The sequence below is a fragment of the Arthrobacter sp. 01N442 genome, from assembly GCF_056399345.1.
Window position 1 is genome coordinate 155,209 of sequence record NZ_JBFTRD010000006.1, and the last position, 22,490, is coordinate 177,698.

At 68.1% G+C, this 22,490-nt stretch carries 16 protein-coding genes and 2 tRNA genes; 12 read left to right on the forward strand and 6 right to left on the reverse strand.

The window, feature by feature from the left end; translation table 11 throughout:
* Positions 1–162 precede the first annotated feature (162 nt).
* Together AC1DNC_RS13720 and AC1DNC_RS13725 are read left to right on the forward strand one after the other, a co-directional pair.
* Entirely contained in the window at positions 163–2,253 is a 2,091-nt protein-coding gene (locus AC1DNC_RS13720) for an ATP-dependent DNA helicase UvrD2 (RefSeq protein WP_476863211.1), read from the forward strand.
* Positions 2,253–2,900 (forward strand): M48 metallopeptidase family protein, encoded by a 648-nt coding sequence (locus AC1DNC_RS13725; protein WP_476863084.1) that lies wholly within the window; start codon positions 2,253–2,255, stop codon positions 2,898–2,900. The genes AC1DNC_RS13720 and AC1DNC_RS13725 overlap by 1 nt, the downstream gene beginning before the upstream one ends.
* Positions 2,901–3,027: 127 nt before the next feature.
* Here the strand turns inward: AC1DNC_RS13725 and AC1DNC_RS13730 are convergent, their stop codons facing one another.
* Positions 3,028–4,482 (reverse strand): zinc-dependent metalloprotease, encoded by a 1,455-nt coding sequence (locus AC1DNC_RS13730; RefSeq protein WP_476863085.1) that lies wholly within the window; start codon positions 4,480–4,482, stop codon positions 3,028–3,030.
* A gap of 235 nt (positions 4,483–4,717) precedes the next feature.
* Between AC1DNC_RS13730 and AC1DNC_RS13735 the strand changes: the two genes are divergently transcribed.
* From AC1DNC_RS13735 to AC1DNC_RS13750, 4 genes are all read left to right on the forward strand, one after another.
* Positions 4,718–5,920 carry a YlbL family protein gene (locus tag AC1DNC_RS13735; RefSeq protein WP_476863086.1) on the forward strand — a complete coding sequence of 401 codons (1,203 nt, stop codon included), beginning with the start codon at positions 4,718–4,720 and terminating at the stop codon, positions 5,918–5,920.
* 160 nt (positions 5,921–6,080) lie between these two features.
* Positions 6,081–9,080 (forward strand): UPF0182 family membrane protein, encoded by a 3,000-nt coding sequence (locus AC1DNC_RS13740; protein WP_476863087.1) that lies wholly within the window; start codon positions 6,081–6,083, stop codon positions 9,078–9,080.
* Positions 9,081–9,311: 231 nt separating this feature from the next.
* Positions 9,312–9,385 (forward strand) — tRNA-Met (locus AC1DNC_RS13745).
* Positions 9,386–9,519: 134 nt separating this feature from the next.
* A tRNA-Met gene (locus tag AC1DNC_RS13750) sits at positions 9,520–9,596 on the forward strand.
* A gap of 58 nt (positions 9,597–9,654) precedes the next feature.
* Here AC1DNC_RS13750 and AC1DNC_RS13755 read toward each other — a convergent pair.
* From AC1DNC_RS13755 to AC1DNC_RS13765, 3 genes are all read right to left on the reverse strand, one after another.
* Positions 9,655–11,079 carry a cryptochrome/photolyase family protein gene (locus tag AC1DNC_RS13755; protein ID WP_476863088.1) on the reverse strand — a complete coding sequence of 475 codons (1,425 nt, stop codon included), beginning with the start codon at positions 11,077–11,079 and terminating at the stop codon, positions 9,655–9,657.
* A gap of 90 nt (positions 11,080–11,169) precedes the next feature.
* Entirely contained in the window at positions 11,170–11,958 is a 789-nt protein-coding gene (locus AC1DNC_RS13760) for a PspA/IM30 family protein (RefSeq protein ID WP_476863089.1), read from the reverse strand.
* A 115-nt stretch (positions 11,959–12,073) separates the two neighbouring features.
* Positions 12,074–14,119: a TPM domain-containing protein gene (locus tag AC1DNC_RS13765; RefSeq protein WP_476863090.1), complete on the reverse strand. Its 2,046-nt coding sequence runs from the start codon at positions 14,117–14,119 to the stop codon at positions 12,074–12,076.
* Between the two features lie 306 nt (positions 14,120–14,425).
* Between AC1DNC_RS13765 and AC1DNC_RS13770 the strand changes: the two genes are divergently transcribed.
* The 6 genes from AC1DNC_RS13770 (at position 14,426) to AC1DNC_RS13795 (ending at position 20,880) form a co-directional block, all read left to right on the forward strand.
* On the forward strand, positions 14,426–16,000 hold the full coding sequence (locus AC1DNC_RS13770; RefSeq protein ID WP_476863091.1) for a S1C family serine protease: 1,575 nt from the start codon (positions 14,426–14,428) through the stop codon (positions 15,998–16,000).
* 264 nt (positions 16,001–16,264) lie between these two features.
* Entirely contained in the window at positions 16,265–17,065 is an 801-nt protein-coding gene (locus tag AC1DNC_RS13775) for an electron transfer flavoprotein subunit beta/FixA family protein (RefSeq protein ID WP_476863212.1), read from the forward strand.
* Between the two features lie 13 nt (positions 17,066–17,078).
* Complete coding sequence (locus tag AC1DNC_RS13780; RefSeq protein ID WP_476863092.1) at positions 17,079–18,032, forward strand: electron transfer flavoprotein subunit alpha/FixB family protein; 954 nt, start codon at positions 17,079–17,081, stop codon at positions 18,030–18,032.
* 3 nt (positions 18,033–18,035) lie between these two features.
* Positions 18,036–18,815 carry a PIG-L deacetylase family protein gene (locus AC1DNC_RS13785; protein ID WP_476863093.1) on the forward strand — a complete coding sequence of 260 codons (780 nt, stop codon included), beginning with the start codon at positions 18,036–18,038 and terminating at the stop codon, positions 18,813–18,815.
* Between the two features lie 74 nt (positions 18,816–18,889).
* The gene (locus tag AC1DNC_RS13790) at positions 18,890–19,423 is read left to right on the forward strand and encodes a gluconokinase (RefSeq protein ID WP_476863094.1); all 534 of its coding nucleotides are present in this window, start codon (positions 18,890–18,892) and stop codon (positions 19,421–19,423) included.
* Positions 19,424–19,485: 62 nt separating this feature from the next.
* Positions 19,486–20,880, forward strand: a complete 1,395-nt coding sequence (locus AC1DNC_RS13795; RefSeq protein WP_476863213.1) for a GntT/GntP/DsdX family permease — start codon at positions 19,486–19,488, stop codon at positions 20,878–20,880.
* An 86-nt stretch (positions 20,881–20,966) separates the two neighbouring features.
* Here AC1DNC_RS13795 and AC1DNC_RS13800 read toward each other — a convergent pair whose 3' ends face one another.
* Both AC1DNC_RS13800 and sigK read right to left on the reverse strand, forming a co-directional pair.
* Complete coding sequence (locus AC1DNC_RS13800; protein ID WP_476863095.1) at positions 20,967–21,857, reverse strand: anti-sigma factor; 891 nt, start codon at positions 21,855–21,857, stop codon at positions 20,967–20,969.
* 1 nt (position 21,858) lies between these two features.
* A complete protein-coding gene (gene sigK / locus AC1DNC_RS13805; RefSeq protein ID WP_476863096.1) occupies positions 21,859–22,464 on the reverse strand; it encodes an ECF RNA polymerase sigma factor SigK in 606 nt (201 codons plus the stop codon).
* Positions 22,465–22,490 lie beyond the last annotated feature (26 nt).

The following is a 22,490-nucleotide window of genomic DNA, read 5'->3' on the forward strand; positions in this document are numbered from 1 at the left end:
GGCCCCGCAGCGCGGCGCCTCCGCCGCGCACCCTTCAACGACTGAGCAGCAGAAGTGAACACAGATATTTTTCAGTCCAGCGCCCTTCCGGCCGGACAGCCCCACGACCGCCAGCCGGCCGCCGAACCTCCCGCACCGGACAACCGTTCCCTCGAGGAGCGGATCCTGGGCGGCCTCGACGCCGAGCAGCGCGAGGTGGCCAGCACCCTGAACGGTCCCATGTGCGTGCTTGCGGGCGCCGGCACCGGCAAGACCCGGGCCATCACGCACCGCATTGCGTACGGCGTGCACTCGGGGGTCTACAGCCCGCAGCGACTGCTGGCCGTCACCTTCACCGCGCGGGCCGCAGCCGAAATGCGCAGCCGGCTCCGCGACCTCGGCGTCGGCAGCGTGCAGGCGCGGACCTTCCACGCGGCAGCGCTGCGCCAGCTGCAGTTCTTCTGGCCGCAGGCCGTCGGCGGCGCGCTGCCCAACCTGCTGGACCACAAGGCCCAGATGATCGCAGAGGCAGCCCGCCGGCTGCGGCTTAGCACCGACCGGGCCTCCATCCGGGACTTGGCTTCCGAGATCGAATGGGCCAAGGTGTCAATGCTCACGCCGGCCAACTATCTGGAGAAAGCCCAGGGCCGCGGCACCCCCGGCGGCTTTGACCTGACCGCCGTAGCCCGCGTCTTCCAGTCCTATGAGGACGTCAAGACAGACCGGAACGTGATCGACTTCGAGGACGTGCTGCTGATCACGGTCGGCATCCTGCAGGAGGACCCCAAGGTCGCCGCGACCGTCCGGGAACAGTACCGGCACTTCGTGGTGGACGAGTACCAGGACGTTTCGCCGCTGCAGCAGCGGCTCCTGGAGCTCTGGCTGGGCGGCCGGGACGATCTTTGCGTCGTCGGCGACGCAAGCCAGACCATCTACTCCTTCACCGGTGCCTCGCCGAAGCACCTGCTGGGGTTCAAGGCCCAGTACCCCAACGCCACGGTGGTCAAGTTGATCCGCGACTACCGCTCCACCCCGCAGGTGGTGAAGCTGGCCAACGATCTGCTGGCCGGACGGCGCAGCGGCGGTCCAGTGGCGGACGCCGCCTGGGCCGCGCCCCTGCAACTTGTGGCCCAGCGGCCGGCCGGCCCCGTTCCGCAGTTCACCGAGTGTTCCGACGACGAGGCGGAAGCGGCCACCGTCGCCGTTAAGATCCGCGAACTGCTCGACGCCGGAACGCCCGCGAGCCAGATTGCCGTGCTCTTCCGCACCAACGGACAGTCGGAGGCCTACGAACAGGCCCTTGCCTCGGCCGGCATCGGTTACCAGCTTCGCGGCGGCGAGCGGTTCTTCGCCCGCAAGGAAGTCCGGGACGCGATCCTGCAGCTGCGGGCCGCGACCCGCGCCGTCGCCGAAACCGCCGCCCCGGAGCCGCTCGGCCAGCTGGTCCGGGACATCGTGTCCTCCCTGGGCTACACGGACGCCGCCCCGCACAGCGGCGGCGCCCTGCGGGAACGGTGGGAATCCCTGGCCGCCCTCGTGGCCCTCGCCGACGAGCTGGTGGTCAGCAGGGGAGCGCAGTTCGGCCTCGCCGACTTCGTCAACGAACTGCAGGAGCGGTCGCTGGCGCAGCACGCCCCCACCGTCCAGGGCGTGACCCTGGCCTCGCTGCACGCTGCCAAGGGCCTGGAATGGGAGGCGGTGTTCCTGGTCGGGTTGAGCGAAGGCCTGATGCCGATCTCCTTCGCGGACACCCCCGAAGCCGTCGACGAGGAGCGCCGGCTGCTCTACGTCGGCATTACCCGGGCCAAAGAGCACCTGCACCTGTCCTGGTCCACGGCCAGGACCCCGGGCGGCCGTGCCAACCGGAAACCCTCGCGGTTCCTGGACGGGCTGCGGCCCGACTCGGTGGCGAGCTCTTCCGTCCGCGGCAAGGGCGCCGCACCGCGGCGCAAGGCGGCCGTACCGGCGTCGTGCCGGGTTTGCGGCAGCATGCTTTCCAGCGGCGCCGAACGCAAGGTGGGCCGGTGCAACCAGTGCCCGCCAAGCTACGAGGAACAGACTTTTGACGCGCTGCGGCAGTGGCGCAAGGAAACCGCGCTGGAGGCAGATGTCCCGGCGTTCGTCGTCTTCACCGACGCGACCCTGACCGCTATCGCAGAAGCGCGGCCCGAGTCCCTCGAACAGCTCGCCACGCTGCCGGGAGTCGGCGCGTCGAAGCTGGAAAAATACGGCGAGGCAGTGCTGGCGGTCCTCGCCGAAAGCTCCAGCCTCTGATGGCCGGCACGGCGAAGAGCGGCGTGAGCCCGCTGACCACTGCCGACGGTGCGCCCGTGGAGGTGCGCCGCTCGGCCCGGCGCCGCCGCACGGTGGCGGCGTTCTGGGAGAACGGCACGGCCGTCGTCGCGATCCCGGCGCATTTCAGCGCAGCCCAGGAACGCGAATGGGTGCACCGGATGCTGGAGAAGCTCCGACTGCAGGGCACCCGCGGCCGGAAGGCCGCCGGCAAGCGCCGGGCCGGCAGCGACACGGAGCTGGCCGCCCATGCCGCCGGGCTTTCCGCCAAGTACCTCGGCGGCCGGGCGGTCCCGACGTCGGTCCGCTGGGTGACCAACCAGAACTCGCGCTGGGGCTCTGCCACGCCGTCGGAGGGAACCATCCGGCTCTCCCACAAGCTGCAGCCAATGCCGCAGTGGGTCATCGACTATGTGCTCCTGCATGAGCTCGCGCATCTGCTCGTGGCAGCCCACAACGATGCGTTCTGGCGCCTGCTGGCCGCGTATCCGGAGACCGAGCGCGCCAAGGCGTTCCTGGAGGGCGTGTCCTTCGCGACCGCCCGCGGCCTCCCGGCCGACGCGGACGGTGCTGACGTGGACGACGCGGACGACGCCGGGGCCGACGCCGGCAGTGCCGCCGCCCGCTGACCTCCCCGCCCGCTGACCTCCCCGCCCGCTGACCTCCCCGCCCGCTGACCTTCCCGGGCACGGGAAAGCCCCGGCCGGAATCAAGGTTCGGGCCGGGGCTTCCGCTGCCGTTCGCTGAAAAGGCCGGTCAGGCCTTGGGGTTGCCGCTTTCGTCCCCTGCGCCGGGCTCGCCGCTGGAATCGTCCCCGGTCCCGCCGGTATCTTCTCCGCCGCCCTGGTCTGCTCCGGGTTCGGCCGTGTCGAACCCGCCGCTCAGCAGTTTCTGCAGCGCGTCGTCGACCTCGGTGTCACTGGCCTCGGCCAGCTTGCGGCGTTCGCTGAAGCCCTTCGGATCATCGAGGTCGGCGGCCGTGGGCAGCAGGTCGGGGTGCTGCCAGATGGCGTCCCGGCCTTCCACACCGCGTTCCTCCTTCAGCTGCGCCCACAGCGTGGCAGCCTCGCGCAGCCGGCGCGGCCGCAGCTCCAGGCCGACCAGGGACGAGAATGCGTGCTCCGCCGGGCCGCCGGTCGCGCGGCGGCGGCGCACCGTCTCACGCAGCGCCGCAGCCGAGGGCAGCAGCTTCTCCGTCGCGGCGGCCGTGAGTTCATCCACCCAGCCCTCCACCAGGGCCAGCGCCGTCTCAAGCTTCTCTAGGGCCTGGTCCTGGGCGGGCGCGCGCTGCGGCATGAAAACACCCTGAGACAGGGCTTCCTGGATGCCCTCCGGGTTGCTGGGATCCAGCTCGCGGGCGAGTTCCTCGATCTTGGAGGTGTCGATGTGGATGCCCCGGGCGTAGGCCTCGATCGCGCCGAGCAGGTGTCCGCGCAGCCAGGGAACCTGCACGAAGAGCCGGGCATGCGCGGCCTCACGGACCGCCAGGAAAAGGCGAATGTCGTTTTCCGGCAGGCTGAGGCCTTCGCCGAATTTCGCGACGTTGGCCGGCAACAGCGCCATTTCGAGGTCGGCGAGCGGAACGCCGATGTCTGTGGAGCTGACAACTTCGGCGGAGAGGGCGCCGATCGCCTGGCCCAGCTGCATGCCGAAGATGGCTCCGCCCATGTTCTGCAGCATCGAGGAGGCGCCGCCCATCATGGACTTCATTTCCTCGGGCATCTGCTCGGTCATGGCGGACGAGAGTGCGTTGGCGATGCTGTTGGCCACCGGCTCGGTCAGCCGCTTCCAGGTGCCCAGCGTTTCTTCGACCCATTCGGCGCGGGACCAGGCCCGGCCGATCAGCCCGGTGGCGGGAAGCTCGGTGACCTGGTCCAGCCACAGCTCGGCCAGCCGGAGGGCCTCATCAACTTCGCGGGACTGCGCGGCCGTCACGGACGGGTCGGACCCGCTGGCGGCCACCCGGCGGGCGTTTTCGTGCGCGAGTTCCCAGTTCACCGGGCCGTCGGAAGAGGCGCTCATCATGGCCTGGACCTGCGAAAACATCTGTGCCAGCAGATTAGGGTCGTCCGGCAGCCCGGCGGCCTTGGCGAGCTCTGCCGGATCGATGTCCCCCATGCCCTTGCCGCCCATCAGGTTCTGCAGCATTTCAGCCAGCGGATCCTTGGGTTCGTCGTCCCCATTGGACGGAGTGAGTGGGTTAGAGGTCATGATCCCGCCGATCGTCGGTGTGACTGGTGCTCAACTTCACGCTACCCCTCCGCGTGAGGAGCTGTCTCCCGAAACCCGGCCACGTTCGCTGTCGGCAAAGAGCCCCGGCGGCGCCCGAGCGCGTAGTGTTAGAGGCTGGAATATTTGAAGGCTGCGCACCGGTTTTCGGCCGCAGCCGCAGCGCCTTGATCCCGGCCCGCGAAGGCCCCGGGCGCCGGCACGGAGAGGTCCTTCATTGACGTTTACCCACGGACAGCCCCCGGCCGAACCCGCGCCCGGCGACAGCAGCGGCGGCGACGCCCGCAGCGTTAGGGGCAGCGCCTGGTCGCGTCTCACCGACGGACGCACGACCACCCCGGGAAGCGCGGCCACGCGGGGCGACGGGGGAGACGGCAACCGATCCTCCACCATGCTGGTCTCCGGCCTGCTGGCGCTCGCCCTCGGCCTCGCCGCCATGAGCCTGCCCGTTCCCTATGTGATCGAATCGCCCGGCCCCATCTTCAACACGCTCGGCACGGACAACGGCAAGCCGGTCATCACCGTGGCCGGGCACCAGACCTTCCCCGCCAAGGGCAACCTGGACCTCACCACCGTCTACGTCGACGGCGGCCCCAACGGGCCGGTTACGGTCTTCCAAGCCCTGAGCGCCTGGCTTAACCCCTCGAAGGCGGTCTATCCGGAGGAACTGATCTTCCCCAAGGGTGTGACCAAGGAACAGTCGCAGCAGGAAAGCGCGGTCGCCATGACGACCTCCCAGGAGAACGCCGTCGCCGCGGCGCTCAAGGAACTCAGCATCCCGTTCGAGCAGAAGCTGCAGGTGGCCGGGATTCCGGACGACTCCGCGTCGAAGGGCAAGATCCAGGAAGGTGACGTGCTGGTCTCGATCGACGGCAAGCCGATCACCGCCCTGGGCGTCGTCCAGTCGCAGCTCGCGGCGGGCAAAGGCAAACCGGTCTCGGTCGTCGTCGACCGGAACGGCCGCGAGCTGCCCCTGACGGTTACCCCCAGCAGGTCCCAGAGCGGCCGCTACCTCCTCGGGGTCGTGCTGCAGTACAAGTTCAAGTTCCCGTTCAACGTCAAGATCTCGCTGGACCAGGTGGGCGGGCCGAGCGCTGGCATGATGTTCGCCCTCGGCATCGTGGACACTGTGACGCCCGGTGACCTGACCGGCGGCAAACATGTCGCCGGAACCGGCACCATCACTCCCGACGGCGACGTCGGAGCGATCGGCGGGATTGCCCAGAAGATGGTCGGAGCCCGGTCCGGGGGCGCCACCATGTTCCTTGCTCCGGCGGCCAACTGCGATGACGTGGTGGGCCATATTCCCTCCGGCCTGCAGGTCGTCAAGGTTGAGACGCTCGACGAGGCGCGCCGTGCCGTCGAGCTCGACGCCGCTGGCGGCGACACATCGGGTCTTCCGGCCTGCACCAGCAACTAGACTGACCCCGGAACTAAGCTCACGCGTCACTCGTGGCACTAATGACGGCCGCTGCGTCCCCTGCCGGGGCGGCTACGGCAGTCGCTAGACTGCAGCAACACGACGCACTTAGACAACTAAAAAACCAGCAGCACTGACGACCAGCTATGAGGTACCGAGTTTGTCCCGTCCCAGCACTGTCCCACCCGGAAGGCCACAGCAACGGCGAGGCGCACTGACGCCGACGTTGATCGTTGTCGCCCTGATCGTGGTGGGGTTCATCTTCTTCGCCAATGTCTGGACGGACGTGCTCTGGTACCAGCAGCTGGGCTTCTTCGAAGTCTTCATGACCGAGAACCTCGCCCGGATCGTCATCTTCCTGGCCGGCTTCGCCGTGATGTTCGCCGCCGTGTTCTTTGCGATCCGCATCGCCTACATTGCGCGGCCGGTCTACGCGCCCGACTCGGACGTCCGCGACAACCTCAACCGCTACCAGGCCCAGCTTGAGCCGATCCGCCGCGTGGTCATGATCGGCCTGCCGGTGCTGTTCGGCCTCTTCGCCGGCAGCGCGGCCGCCAGCCAGTGGCAGAAGGTGATGCTGTTCCTCAACCAGGCACCCTTCGGCCAGAACGATCCGCAGTTCAACCTGGACATCAGCTTCTACCTCATGACGCTGCCCTTCCTGGGCTTCGTCACCGGCTTCCTGCTCAGCGTCGCCGTCGTCGCCGGCATCGCCGGCATCCTCACGCACTATCTTTATGGCAGCATCCGGCTGATGGAACGCGGCGTCTTCACCAGCCGCGCCGCGCAGATCCACCTCGCGGTCACGGGTGCGGCCTTCCTGCTGCTGCTTGGCGTCAATTTCTGGCTTGACCGCTACTCCGCCGTGCTGAATAACGGCGGGCGCTGGGCCGGTGCGCTGTACACCGATGTGAACGCGGTCATCCCCACCAAGGCCATCCTCGCCGTCGCCGCCGCCCTCGTGGCCGTGCTCTTTATCGTGGCGGCGGTCATCGGCAAGTGGCGGCTGCCGGTGATCGGCACCGCCATGCTCGTGATCACCTCGATCTTGGCCGGCGGCGTCTACCCCTGGGTGATCCAGCAGTTCCAGGTCCGCCCCTCGGAGCAGACCCTGGAGAACGAATTCATCAAGCGGAACATCACCATGACCCGCGCCGCCTACGGCCTGGATAAGATCCAGGAAAAGCGCTACGAGGCCACCACTAACGCCACCACCGGCGCCCTCGCCCCGGACGCCCAGACCACCGCCAACATCCGCCTGCTGGACCCGAACCTGATCTCGGACGCCTTCTCGCAGCTGGAGCAGTACCGGCCGTACTACCAGTTCCCGAGCACCCTGAACGTGGACCGCTACGAGGTGAACGGCAAGATCCAGGACACCGTCATCGCCGTACGCGAGCTGAACCCCGGGGGCCTGGCCACCAACCAGCAGTCCTGGCTCAACAAGCACGTGGTCTACACCCACGGCTACGGTGTGGTCGCGGCCAAGGGAAACAAGTTCACCGCGGACGGCAAGCCCGAATTCCTGCAGTCCGGCATTCCCTCCACCGGCGTGCTGGGCACCGACACCAGCTACCAGCCGCGGATCTACTTCGGCGAGAACTCGCCGGACTACTCGATCGTGGGCGCCCCTGCCGGCGCCGCGCACCGCGAACAGGACCGCCCGGCGGCCAAGGAAGGCGACGCGGGCACGCAGTACACCTTCACCGGCAACGGCGGTCCGAACGTGGGCAGCTTCTTCAACAAGATCCTGTACGCGATCAAGTTCCAGTCTTCTGACCTTTTGCTGTCCGACGGCGTCAACGCCGAATCGCAGATTCTGTACGACCGGAACCCCAAGGAACGCGTGGAGAAGGTCGCACCGTACCTGACCGTCGACGGCAACGCCTACCCCGCCGTCGTCGACGGCCGGGTGAAGTGGATTGTGGACGGCTACACCACCAGCCCGTACTTCCCGTACTCCCAGCAGGAGCAGCTCTCGGACGCCACGAGGGACTCGCAGACCTCGGCGGGCCGCACGGCCGCGCTGCCGAGCAACTCCGTCAACTACATCCGCAACTCGGTCAAGGCGACCGTGGACGCCTACGACGGTTCCGTCTCGCTCTACGCGTGGGATGACCAGGACCCGGTCCTCAAGGCCTGGCAGAAGGTCTTTCCCACGTCCCTGAAGCCGTACTCGGAGATGTCCGGGGCCCTGATGAGCCACGTGCGCTACCCGGAGGACCTGTTCAAGGTCCAGCGCGAACTGCTGGGCCGGTACCACGTGACGAATGCTGACAGCTTCTTCACCAACAACGACGCCTGGAGCGTGCCGAACGATCCCACCGTCAAGGAAGAAGGGGTCAAGCAGCCGCCGTTCTACATGTCGCTGCAGATGCCCGACCAGGACAAGCCGGCCTTCCAGCTGACGTCCTCCTTCATCCCGCAGGTGGTCAACGGCAACGCCCGCAACGTCCTATACGGGTTCCTGGCCGCGGACTCCGATGCCGGCAACCAGAAGGGCGTGAAGGCGGCGAGTTACGGACAGCTGCGGCTGCTGCAGATCCCGCCGGAAGCCAACGTCCCCGGCCCCGGCCAGGCGCAGAACAAGTTCAACTCCGATCCGAAGGTGTCGCAGGACCTGAACCTGCTGCGCCAGGGCGCTTCGGCGGTGCTCAACGGCAACCTGCTGACGCTGCCGGTGGGCGGCGGCCTGCTCTATGTCCAGCCCGTCTACCTGAAGTCGACGGGTGAGACCTCCTACCCGACACTGCAGCGGGTACTGGTCGCGTTCGGCGACAGGATCGGCTTCGCACCGACCCTGGACGAGGCACTAAACCAGCTCTTCGGCGGCCGGTCCGGCGCCACCGCCGGCGACGCCGCCAACAACGGCCAGACCCCTGCCACCCCGACTCCGGGCGGCAAGGACGCCAAGGCTGAACTCAAGGCGGCCCTGGACGAGGCCAATGCGGCGATCAAGGCCGGCCAGGCAGCCCTCGCCAAGGGCGACTTCGCGGCCTATGGCGAGCAGCAGAAGAAGCTCTCCGCGGCACTGCAGCGGGCGATCGACGCGGAAGGCAAGATCACGACGACGACGCCGTCGCCTTCACCGTCTGCCACCCCGTCACCGTCCGGCAGCGCATCGCCGTCGGCCACGCCGTCGCCGTCGCCGAGCAAGTAGGCGCTGCAGGACAGGCAGCCAGCTGAAGGAAGGCCGAAGGCCGGACCGCCGTTCCGTTGGAACGGCGGTCCGGCCTTTCGCTTTGTCGGGTGGTCCCACCCCGGCCCGGTCCGGGCGCCGCTGGGGGCCCGGTTCGGGCGCCCGTGACAGCCGGCGGCAAGCCAGTGCGACGCACATCACGCCGCCCCGATTTTGCCTCCCGTTCATCGGCAGGTAGAGTTGTTCTTGCGACGCGGGGTGGAGCAGTTCGGTAGCTCGCTGGGCTCATAACCCAGAGGTCACAGGTTCAAATCCTGTCCCCGCAACTGAGAAGAAGTCCGGAACACTGGAAAGTGTTCCGGACTTCTTGCTTTAACCACGGGGTCATCATCGGCGTCCCAGGACGTCGCAAGCCGATGGTCTGAGTCCCGGCCGGAATAGGGTAGTGTTGATCAAGCGACGCGGGGTGGAGCAGTTCGGTAGCTCGCTGGGCTCATAACCCAGAGGTCACAGGTTCAAATCCTGTCCCCGCAACCAATGACAACAGCAAAGGCCCGGATCCCTGGATCCGGGCCTTTGCTGTCTCTACGGGCTCCTAGCCGTCCTTGAGCCGCTGGTAGGTTTCCAGGGCCCGCGCCCGCGACTCGGGAAGCCCCACGATCGGTCCCGGATAGCCGGCCGCGCCGCCGTCGGCCTTCCACGGTTCGTGTACGGCCTTGTCGTCGAGGCCGGCAAGCTCCGGAATGAATTGCCGCAGGTATCTGCCGGCGCCGTCGAACTTCTTGCTCTGCGTGACCGGGTTGAAGATGCGGAAGTAGGGGGAGGCGTCGGCTCCCGAACCGGCCACCCATTGCCAGTTGGCCGGGTTGCTTGCGGCGTCGGCGTCCACCAGGGTGTCCCAGAACCACGCCTCCCCGAGCCGCCAGTCGGCCAGGAGGTTCTTGACCAGGAACGAGGCCGCGGCCATCCGGACGCGGTTGTGCATCCAGCCGGTCTGCCACAGCTGCCGCATGCCGGCGTCCACCAGCGGATAACCGGTGCGCCCCTGCTGCCAGGCCTGTAGTTCGGCGTCCGACGGCGTCTGCCACTCGAAGCGGTCAAAGTCGGGGCGGTAGTTCCGGGTGGCCAGTTGCGGGTTCTCGTAGAGCAGTTGCCAGCAGAATTCCCGCCAGCCCAGTTCGGAGCGGAAGATCCCGACGTCGGCCGGTGCGCTGCGCGGGAAACGTTCCCGGAGTGCATGCCAGACCCGGAACGGGCTGATTTCACCAAAGCGCAGATGCGGGGAGAGCCTGCTGGTGCCCTCGACGCCGGGGACGTCCCTGCCCGTGGCGTAATCCTCCGCCGGACCGTCCAGGAAGTCCTCCAGCCTGCTGTGTGCGCCCGCCTCGCCCGGCGTCCATTCCGCGGCGAGCCCGGAACTCCAGTCCGGCCTGCGGGGGAGCAGCCCCCAGCTTTCCAGCGCCTCGCTCTCGGGCGGCCCGCCCTTGCCGGTCTTGGCCGGCTGTGGCAGCCGTTGCGGCGCGTCCAGCGGTTGCCGCGGCTCGGGTGCGTCGAGGCAGGCTTTCCAGAACGGTGTGAAGACCTTGTACGGCCCGCCGGAGCCGGTCCGCACCGTCCAGGGTTCGAACATCAGGCTGGCCTGGAAGCTCGAGGCGTCGATCTCGCGGCCGGCCGCCCATTCCTTGAGCCCGGCGTCGACGGCGCGTTCCGGCCCACCGTAGCGCCGGTTCCAGAGCAGCCGGGTGGCGCCGGACTCCTCGGCCAGTCCGCGGATGACCCGGTCGGCCGGGCCGCGCCGCAGCAGGAGCCGGGAGCCCGCCGCCTCAAGGTCGGCGGCCAGGGCCTCGAGCGAGTGGTGCAGCCACCACTTCACGGCGCCGCCGAGGGGCCGCACACCCGGCGATTCCTCGTCCAGCACGTAAACGACGGTCAGTGGGCTGCCAAGTGCGGCAGCCTCCGCCAGGGCGGGGTTGTCGTCGAGGCGGAGATCATCGCGGAGCCAGACAAGGGTCGAAGACATGGCTCAACGCTACTGGATGAACAGCGGGCGGCGGGTAGCAGGCACAGCAAAGGCCGGGCACCCAGTCGTGCCCGGCCCTTGCCCGATGGGTTAGAGCTTGTCGAAGTCCGCTTCGTCCACGGTGGAATGCGTGGCGGAGCCATTGCCGGCACCCAAGGCCGGGGCGGAGCCGCCGGACTTCAGCGCGGCCAGCCGGGCCTCGATCTCGGTCTGCTCGCCGAGGTCTTCCAAGGAGTTGAACTGGGCGTCCAGGCTGGAAGCCGCGAGTTCCTGCTGGCCGCGGACCTTGGCCTCCTCGCGGCGGATCTTCTCTTCGAAGCGGCCCACCTCGGAGGTCGGATCCATGATGTCAATGCTCTTGAGGGCATCGTGCACCTGCGTCTGCGCGGCCGCGGTCCTGGAGCGGGCCACCAGTTCGTTGCGCTTGCTGGTGAGCTCGTTGAGCTTGCCCTTCATCTGGTCCAGGCCGTGCTTGAGCTTTTCCACGACGTCGGACTGGGAAGCGATGCTGGGTTCAGCCGACTTGGCTTCGTTCTCGGAAGAGATCTGGCGCTGCAGGGCCACCTTGGCCAGGTTGTCGAACTTCTCGGCGTCGACCGTGTCGCCCTTGGCGCGGTACTCGTCGGCCTTGCGCGAGGCGGCGAGGGCCTTGTTGCCCCAGTCCTGCGCGTTCTTGATGTCCTCGTTGTAGTCGTCCTGGAGCATGCGCAGGTTGCCGATGGTCTGGGCGACCGCCGACTCAGCCTCGGCGATGTTGTTCGTGTAGTCGCGGACCATCTGGTCCAGCATCTTCTGCGGGTCCTCGGCCTGATCGAGCAAGGCATTGATGTTCGCCTTCGCCAGCTGCGCCATGCGGCCGAAAATGGACTGTTTAACCATGGTGTTACCTTTCGTCCCATCCAGTGGTGGCCACTGAAATCGGTGAACAGTGAATGTACCGCTTCTACCCGCCGGCCGGAACAGGTCCGCCGGCGCCTAGCCTGTAACCGGCCGGCTAGAAACTCCCTGAGTCTCCGCCGCCGAAATCGCCGCCGCCGCCAAAGTCGCCGCCGCCCCAGCCGCCGCCGGAGTCTCCGCCGCCCCAGCCGCCGCCTCCGCCACCCCAGCCGCCGCCACCGCCGCCGTGCAGGATGGAATTGATCAGGATGCCGCCGAGGATGGCGCCGCCGAGGCCGCCGCCACCGCCGCCGCCGAACATGCCACCGCGGCCGTAGCCCTGGTTCGCGTAACCGCCGAACTGGTCCACATCGGCCTGCGCCTGCTGCGCCGCCTGGGCGGCAAGGGAATGGGCCTGCTGGGCGTACTGCAGGGCGGTGACCGGGTCGGTGCGGGAGATGGAAAGGGCGTAGTCAAGGTTGCGCTGCGCTTCCGCGAGCCGGGTGCGTGCCTCGGTGCCGACTCCACCGCGGCGGGCCGTGATGTAGTCGGAGGTCGCGCTGATCTGAGCCTGGGCGGACATGATGCTCTGCTGCAGCGAGGCCTGCGCCCGGCGGGCCTGCTCCTGCTGGTCGCGAATCCCGGTGAGGGCCGCGTCCAATGACTGGTGGGCGTTCTCCACCCGCTCCAGGGTGGCGATCGGGTCGATCTTGCCGCCCTGGATCTCCGCCTTCACCTGGGCCAGGGCTGCCTCCACGCCGGCCACCGGTCCGGCCAGCTCCGGGTGGGTGCCCGACTGGATCATGGCCCGGGCCTGGGCCAGGTCCTGGGACGTGTCCACCACGGCGGACTCGAGCCCGTTGCGGGCCTCGTCCAGGTTGCCGGCCACCTTGGTGATGGCTCCGAGGAGCACGTTGGTCTGGTGCAGGCTCTCCTCCGCCGCGCGGACGGCGACGGCAGCGAGGCTGCTCTCGCCGGCGTCGAGCTTCTCCCGTGCCGTGGCGGAAGCGTTCTGTACAAAGGCCAGCCGTTCCTTGGCCTGGCTGATGTTGTCTGCCACCTGCACCAGCGCGCTCTCCGCGTATTTGGCGCGCAGCCCGGTCAGGGATTCTTCCGCTGCGGCAATCTTAGCCTCGGCTTCCGTCGCGCCGCTGCCGACGGCCGCCAGCGCCTGCGGGGCGTTTTTCTCCAGCTCACGCAGGGAGTCGAAATCCGTTTTCTGTTCCTTGAGGGAGGACAGGGCAGCCTCGGAACGGCGGATGATTTCGCCGAGCCAGGTCCGCTGCTGCTCTTCGGTGTCCGGAATGTGGTCATCGAGCTGCTGCTGCAGCTTGAATGACTCGCTCATGTGGGCTTTCGCGTCCTGCAGCGCCTTCGTGAAGTTCCCGACGGCGGCATCACCGTACTGCGCCTGGGCGAAGCCAAGTTCCTGCTCGCTGGACTTGATGGCGTCGTCCGCTTCGATCAGCAGCGAACCGCTCTTGCGGCGCAGCTCCTCGACACTCAGCCCCGCCAGGGGGTCGAGCTCGGCCTGCGGACCGTAAGCGGCGCCGCCGGCCGCGGCGGTCTTCTTCCGCCGGTTACGCAAGTAGAGGTAGGTTCCCACCCCGCCGGCCGCCACGACGCCGACGCCCACCAGGACGCCGTTCCCGGCACCCGCGGCAGAGGGGACCGAGCCGCTGCCGCCGCCGGCGGCGTCGCCGACGGCCGCCGCAGTGTCGATCGCGGCCTGGGCGAAGTCGCGCTTTCCGCCGGCCAGGTTCGCGACAATCGCGTTCTGGCTGATGGTGCTGGTCTTGGAGTAGATGGCGCTGGCCGAGTTGGGCGAGAAGTAGTACTTGCCGTCGTCGGACATGGCGAGGATGACGTCGGCCCGGCCCATGCCCTTCTTCGTTGCTACAGCCTGGGACCACGATTTCGGATCGGCAGGGTTCTCGAAGGTCTTCACGGTGACCACGTAAAGGTTGTACTTGTGGTCCTTCAGGAGCTTCTGGATGGCGTCCTGGACCTCACCCTTGCGGTTGCCCAGCACATTGCCGCTGTCGACGATGTTTTGTCCGGAAGGAATGGTCACCGGATCTTCGGCGAGGGCAGGAGCGGCGGGGAGCGCCAGCAGTCCGGCCACGCCAAGAACGGCGAGGAATCGTTTCATCATTGACCGCATGTGCAACCCTTCAGCACTTCTGTGACCGGATCGAGCCGAGCCGGCCGTCTCAGAACGCAGCAACGCCCCCACGCAGGTGTAAAGCCGCAGGTCGCTGTGGCAATTCCATTTGATTCTATGGTGCACCCCACAGGCCGTCCACCGCGGGGAATATGCCACCAGCGAAACGCGCTGAAGCTGCCGGGACGGCAGGACTTAGCGCCACCCCGGCACACGTCGGCGTCCAGCGACCTCCCAGCAAATGTTCGCTCTTGTTCCAGTCAGGGCGGCCATAATTGACTGCAGACGAGGATGAAAGGAAGTCCCATGACTGAGAACCCAATGCAGGGCGCGTCACCGGATCCATCGATGAAGGACCGGGAGCCCCTTGAGCGGGGGGAGGCCGCCGCCGGGACTCCGCACGAAGCGGCGGCGGAGGACTCAGCCCAGGAAAACCCGACCATGCGGCTCGACCAATCAGCGGGTGGCTCCCCGCGTCCCGTGTATCCGGAGCGTCCGCCGGCTTATGGCCAGCACGCTGGTCCCGAGACCCAGCAGTTCGGCGCGCCGTCGGCCTCAGGGCACTCCGCCCCGAACGCCCAGGGCGGCCCCTACGGCGGTTACGGCAACCAGCAGCCCACCGGCCCGATTCCCCACAACTCCGCATACAACCACCCCAGCAACGCGCCGAAGCGTAAGGCCGCTTTTGGCGTCCCCACTTTGGTTGCCAGCATCCTGGCCGCAGGCCTGGTGGGCGGCGGAGTCGTAGCCGGCAGCAGCGCCCTGCTTGGGAACCGGCCGCTCGCGTCCACCGGCAGCACCAGCCAGTCCGGCACCGTGATCGTGAACAACAAGGACGACGTCAACGCGATCACTGCCGCGGCCATGAAGGCCTCGCCCAGCGTCGTGACCATCAAGGCCACGAGTGGAAGCGACGGCGGCACCGGCTCCGGCATCATCCTCGACGGCGAAGGCCACGTCCTTACCAACACCCACGTCGTCACCCTGGACGGAAAGACTGCCAACGCCGCCGTCGAGGTCCGCACCAGCGAGGGCAAGGTCTTCAGTGCCAAGATCGTCGGCACCGACCCCCTCTCCGACCTCGCCGTGATCAAGATCGACAAGCCGAGCGGACTGGTTCCGGCCACCCTCGGCGACTCGGACAAGCTCAACGTCGGTGACACCGCCGTCGCGATCGGCTCCCCGCTGGGCCTGACCGGAACCGTCACCGACGGCATCGTGTCCACGCTCAACCGCACCATCAGCGTGGCCTCCTCGGCCGCTCCCAAGGGCGGCGCCGACAATTCCCAGGGCGGAGACCAAGGCTTCCAGTTCGCTCCTCCGGGTGGCGGCCAGGCGCCGAGCACCTCCGACCAGGGCAGCATTTCAATCAACGTCATCCAGACCGACGCGGCTATCAACCCGGGCAACTCCGGCGGCGCCCTGGTCAACAGCAAGGGTGAAATCATCGGCGTCAACGTCGCCATCGCCTCCGCCGGCGGAGACGCCAGCGGCAGCACGAGCAGCGGCAACATCGGCGTCGGCTTCAGCATCCCGATCAACCACGCCAAGCGCGTCGCCCAGGAGATCATCAGCAGCGGCAAGGCCACCCACGGCCAGCTCGGTGTGAGCGTCAAGTCCAAGGCGGCGGGTACCTCCTCCTCGGGCTTCTCGGTCGGCGCAGATGTGGCCACGGTCGAGCCGGGCTCGGCCGCTGACAAGGCCGGCATCAAGGTGGGCGACGTCATCACCAAGTTCCAGAACCGGGCCATCAGCGATCCGAACCAGCTGACGGCCGCGGTTCGCGAGCAGGCCGCCGGGGCTGCGGTCAAGGTCACCGTCCTCCGGGGCGGCCAGGAGCAGCAGCTCGACGTGACCCTGGGGGCTGCAGCCGACCAGTAGCAGCAGAACGAGCAGCACCATGCCGGCCGGCGCCCTGGGGTGCCGGCCGGCACTCGTTAATCCGAACCGAGAACCGGCCGTTCCGACCGAGTCGGCGCTGTGCCGGGGGAGCCCTGACACAGGCGTTAACCGGGGCCGCGTCAGGGCTGCGCTATATGGTTAGCTAGGAGCAACCCCGCACCCCCGGGCGCTCCCTGGCCACGACCCCACCCGGCTGGCTGCCCACCCGCATGGAAGGCTGCTGTAGACACAGTGGAAGAGACTTTGAAGATCATCGTGCTGGTCAAGCACGTACCGGACGCGCAGTTCGACCGCCACCTCACCGGCGGGGACAACACGACGGACCGGTCCGAGAGCATCCTGTCCGAACTGGACGAGTACGCCCTGGAAGCGGCGCTGCAGCTGATCGAGGCCCGCGGCGGCGAAGCGGCAGGCAACAAGGTCATCGCCCTGAGCATGGGCCCGGCCGGCGCCGTCAATGCCGTCAAGAAGTCGCTGCAGATCGGCGCCACCGAAGGCGTCCACCTCAGTGACGATGCGCTGGCAGGCTCGGATGCTGCCGCCACCTCGCTGGCGCTCGCCGCCGCGATCCGGCACCTCGGCGCCGATGCCCCCGCGGATCTCATCGTGACCGGCATGGCTTCCACCGACGGCGAGACCTCGCTGGTCCCGGCGCAGATCGCCGAGCGCCTCGGACTGCCGCAGGTGACCTTCGCATCCTCGCTCGAGCTCGACGGCGGCAAGCTCACGGCCCGCCGCGACGGCGACTCGCACGCGGACACCGTCGAGGCCACCCTGCCGGCCCTCGTCTCGGTCACCGACCAGATCAACGATCCCCGCTACCCGAACTTCAAGGGCATCATGGCGGCGAAGAAGAAGACCATCACCACCCTGACGCTGGCTGACATCGGCGTCGAACCCGGGCAGGTCGGGCACGCCGGGTCCTGGACCGCCGTCGAGACCGCCGAGGCCCGGCCGCCGCGGACAGCCGGCACCATCATCACCGACGAAGGCGACGCCGGCATCAAGCTGGTCGAATTCCTGGCCGCCCAGAAGCTGCTCTAAGGGAGATCCAGACATGGCAAAAGTACTCGTATTCATCGATACCCCGGGCTCGGCGCTGAAGAAGTCCAGCCTCGAGCTGCTCACCATCGCGCGCTCGCTGGGGCAGGCCGCAGTGGCGTTCAACGGCGAACTGCACGACGACGTCGCCGCCGCCCTGGCGGCCTACGGCGCGGAGGAGCTCTACGTCCCCGCGGCCGATAACCTTAACGACTACCTCGTCGGCCCCAAGGCCGCATTCCTGGCCGCCGCCGTCGACAGCTCCGGAGCCACCGTGGTCCTGGCCGAGAACTCGGCCGAGGGCAAGGACATCGCGGCCCGGCTCGGGATCAAGCTCGGCGCCGGGGTGATTACCGACGTCGTCGCGGTGGATGCGGACGGCACCGCGCACAAGTCGGTGCTCGCCGGCTCGTACACGACCACGGCGAAGGCCACCACCCCGGTGGCCGTGCTGACGGTCAAGGCCAACAGCGTCGAGCCGGAGCAGGCCGCCGCAGCGACCGCCCCGCAGCCCGTCACGGTCGAACTGCCGGCGGACGCCCTGACCGGCGCGGCCCGGGTGACCGCCCGGAACGAGAAGCCCGCCAGCGGACGCCCCGAGCTTTCCGAGGCGCGGATCGTCGTGGCCGGCGGCCGGGGCGTGGACGGGAACTTCCGGCCCGTCGAGGACCTCGCCGACGCACTCGGGGCGGCCATCGGCGCGTCCCGTGCCGCCACCGACGCAGGCTGGATCGGCCACGACGCACAGATCGGCCAGACCGGCAAGACCGTCTCCCCGCAGCTCTACATTTCGGCCGGCATTTCCGGCGCCGTCCAGCAGAAGGCCGGCATGCAGACCGCCAAGGTGATCGTGGCGGTGAACAAAGACGCCGAGTCGCCGGTCTTCGAGATCGCCGATTTCGGCATCATCGGCGACCTCTTCCAGGTCCTGCCGCAGGCCACCGAAGAAATCAAGAAGCGAAAAGGCTGACCATTGAGCACCAGCGCCCCCGCGGCACAGAGCCCGTTCGATCCGGACCACACCCGGATTGAGCGGGTGCTTTGTTTCACCGCCCATCCGGACGACATCGACTTCGGCGCCGCCGGCACCATTGCCGCGTGGACCGCCGCCGGGGTCCAGGTCAGCTACTGCATCATGACGGACGGAGACGCGGGGGGCTTCGACCCGGACACGCGCGACGAGATCGTCCGGTTGCGCACGGAGGAACAGCAGCGCGCCGCCGCGCTAGTGGGCGTGAGCGATATCCACTACCTGCACCAGCGCGACGGCTACCTTGAACCCTCGCACGAGGTCATACGCGAGGTGGTGCGGTTGATCCGCCAGCTCCGCCCCGACGTCGTGCTCGCCATGCACCCGGAACGCAACTGGAACCGGATCCAAAAGAGCCACCCGGACCACCTGGCGGTGGGGGAGGCGGTGACCCGGGCGGTGTACCCGGCGCTGGAGAACCCCTTCGCATACCCGGAGCTGGCCGCGGCCGGGCTGGAAGCCTACAAGCTGCCCTGGCTGTGGCTCTTCGCCGGGCCGGAGGAGCGGGAAAACCACTTCGTCGACGTCACCGGGAACGTCGAGGAGAAGCTGGCCGCCATCCACATCCACACCAGCCAGCACCCCGACGTCGCGGCGATGGATCGCACCGTCCGCGCCCTCATGCTCGCCACCGGAGAACGCGGCGGCCTCGCTCCGGGTCGGAGTGCGGAAGCGTTCCACGTCGTCGCCGTCAACGGGCCAGGGACCATCGCCGGCTTCTAATGTTGCCCGAGGGTGACCGCTGCCATATGCTAGCCATTGTTTAAATCATATTTATTGATGGAAGGCAGACTTTAATGGCGAAGACTGCGCAGCACCCCGTCCTGGTCATCATGGGCGTCTCAGGCTCGGGCAAATCCACCGTCGCCGGCCTGCTGGCCGGGCGGCTGGGATGGGATCTCGCGGAGGGCGACGACCTGCATCCGGAGTCGAACGTGGCCAAGATGCATGCCGGCCAGCCGTTGACGGACGAAGACCGCTGGCCTTGGCTGGACAGCATCGCCGGCTGGATCCGGAAGCACACCGACGCCGGCACGCCCGGCGTCGTGACCTGCTCGGCGCTGAAGAAGCGTTACCGCGACGTCCTGCGCGGGGAGGGTGTGGTGTTTGTCTTCCTTGAAGGCAGCAAGGATCGGATCGCGGACCGCCTCGCCTCCCGGCATGGCCACTTCATGCCGCCGGCGTTGCTGGAATCCCAGTTCGACGCGCTGGAAGCCCCCACCGAGGACGAAAACTCCATCACTCTTTCCGTCGGGGCAACGCCTGCCGACGAAGCCCAGGAAATCATCGACCGGCTCCATCTCACCGCCGCCGACGCCGCCACGCGCTAACCGCGCGCCGGTCACCACCCCTTAATTCCAGCTAGGAAAACGTTTTGAAATCTCTCGCAGCAATGCAGCTTCCCGCTGCCGTCGAGGCCTGGACCGGCCACGACACCCAGCTCCTCGTGGTCGCGGGCCTCGGCATCGCACTGATCGTGGTGCTGATCGCCAAGTTCAAGCTCCACCCCTTCCTCGCCCTCGTGCTCGGTTCGGCGTTCGTCGGACTGGCCTCGGGCGTGGAACTGCCCAAAATCATCAGCAACTTCGAGGACGGCGTGGGCGGCGTCCTAAAGGAGGTGGGCCTGCTGATTGCCCTCGGCGCCATGCTGGGCAAGCTCCTGGCGGACTCCGGGGGAGCCAACCGGGTGGTGGACACGCTGCTCGCCAAGGCGGGCGGGAACCGGGTGGTCTGGTCCATCACTCTCGTCGCGGTGATCATCGGCCTGCCGATGTTCTTCGAAATCGGCCTGGTGCTGCTGCTGCCCGTCATTGTCCTGGTCACGCAGCGCTCCAAGATGCCGCTGATGCGCATCGCCATCCCGGCCCTGGCCGGACTGTCGGTGCTGCACGGACTCGTGCCGCCGCACCCGGGACCGCTGATCGCGATCAGCGCGGTAAAGGCCGAGCTCGGCACGACGCTCGCCCTCGGACTCCTGGTCGCCATCCCCACCGTCATCATCTGCGGCCCGCTGTTTTCCCGGCTCGCCGCCAAGTGGGTACCGGTAGGCGCCCCCGCCGTCGCGGGCGGCATCGACACCCAGCACGGCGCCGACCTCGAAGGGGTCAAACGCCAGCCCAGCTTCCCGGTGACGCTGATGACCATCATCTTCCCGGTGGTCCTGATGCTGCTCAAGGCCGTCGTGGACATCGTCTGGCCCGACCCCGCCACGGCGCCGTGGATCCGGGTCTTCTTCGACTTCGTCGGCCAGCCGCTCGTCGCGATGACCCTGGCCGTGCTCCTGGCCATCGGCACCTTCGGCTACGCCGTCGGCTTTACCGGAAACAAGATCACCACCAAGATCGGTGCGAGCCTCGGCCCGATTGCCGCGATCCTGCTGATCGTAGGCGCCGGCGGCGGCTTCAAGCAGACCCTGATCGGCGCCGGCGTCGGCGACGCGGTCAAGAAGTGGGCCGAGGGCGCCAACATGTCCGTTCTGGTCCTGGGCTTCATCGTGGCCGTGGCGCTGCGCCTGGCCACCGGCTCGGCCACCGTGGCCACAGTCACGGCCGCCGGCATCGTCGGCCCGCTGGCCAGCACGCTGTCCCCGACCCACGCCGCGCTGCTGGCCCTCGCAATCGGCGCCGGCTCGCTCTTCCTCTCGCACGTCAACGACGCCGGCTTCTGGCTGGTGAAGGAACTCTTCGGCCTCAGCGTCGGCCAGACGTTCAAGACCTGGTCAGTGATGGAGACGCTGATCTCGGTGGTGGGCTTCGCCTTCGTGATGCTGCTCTCGCTGGTCATCTAGCAGCGCGGTCACCACACCGCTGACACGACAAAAGCCGCGCAGGATCCGGACTACCGGATCCTGCGCGGCTTTGTTGTTCCCGGGTGCTAGGCGCCCAGCGGAGCGGCAGCCACGGTCGGCATGGTGGGTGTCTTCGAGCCGCCAGCAGGCTCCACCGTGATGCCCAGCGCAGCCGCGGAGCCGATGCCCGTGACGACGGCCGGCTTGGACAGCGCCTCCGCGTCCATCAGGCCCTTCGAGACCGGGGCCGAGCCGTCCTTGGGGATCAGCCACATCTGGTAGACCTTGCCCGTCGGCGGGGCCGGGACGCCGTTCATCTTCACCACGACGGCATCCTTCGAGGACGAGAGCGTCAGGGAGGCCGTGCCGCCGCCGATCACGTCGATCGTGGCCTTGCGTACGTCGCCGGCCTGGAGCACCTGGTTCAGCGGATCGTTCTGGTTGGCGACGTAAGCGCCCACCCCGACGCCTCCCACGGCGATCGCGGCAGCCGCGGCGACGCCGATCAGCCAGTTGCGCATTCCCTGCGGCCGCCGCCGCTCCTCACGGCGTTGACGGGCGGCGCTGAGCTCGTCGGCGACCGGCTGTTCCGGGTGCTCGCGGACGGGCCGGGCCACCACCGGGGGAGCGGCAGCCGGTGATGCGCCGGCCGCAGGCCCGGCTGCCCGCCCGGCAGCCTGGGCCGGCAGGGCGGCGACGATGCGGTCGAAGAGTCCGGCGGGCGGTTCCTCCTCGGCGCTGAAGCTCATGGTCAGGGTCTCGCGGGCCTGCCGGACGCGTTCCTCGAACTCGGCGCGTTCCGCGGGCTGCGCCTGCGCGAGGTAGCGGTCGACGGCGGCGCGTTCGGCGTCGTCAAGGGCATGCAGCGCGTAGACCTCGGCGAGGTCAACGGCACGGCCGGAGCTGAGGTCGCTGGCAATGTCGGCGGAAAAGCTGCCGGGCGTGCGGCCGCTGTTCTGTGGATTCATGTCGTTCATCTCAACTCACCCCCAAACAGGTTTTCAGTCGGATCAGTCCGTCCCGGATGCGGGACTTGATGGTGGGAACCGCCGCATTGAGCCTCTCAGCGACTTCCCGGTAGGTGAGGCCGCCGTAGTAGGCAAGCCGCACGGATTCCTGCTGCGTGTCCGTCAGCGTGTCCAGGCAGCGGACCACGGCTTCGGCCTCGAGCTTGCTGCCCACCTCATCGGAGACGGAGTCGTGGTCGATCTCCTGGCTGCTGGCGCCGTACCTTGCTTCACGGTCGGTCGAGGACTGCGAGGACCGGACCTTGTCCACAGCCCTGCGGTGCGAAATGGTCATCAGCCACGCCAGCGGGCTGCCGGCGTCGGCGTTGAACTTCGCGGCGTTCTGCCAGACCTGGAGGAAGACTTCCTGCGTGGTGTCCTCGCTCAGCTCCGCGTCGATCAGTACCCGCCGCGCCATGCCGAAGACGCGGCGCGAGGTGAGCTGATAAAACTCGGCGAAGGCTGCCTGGTCCCCGTTGGCGATCTGTCCCAGCAATACGCCCAGCCGACGGTTGATGTCAGCTGAGGTGCTAGGGGGAGCGGCGGCCTCGGGGTTCGGGGCATTCGGTGTTTCCATCACCTTCAAGCATAAGGTGCCAGCCG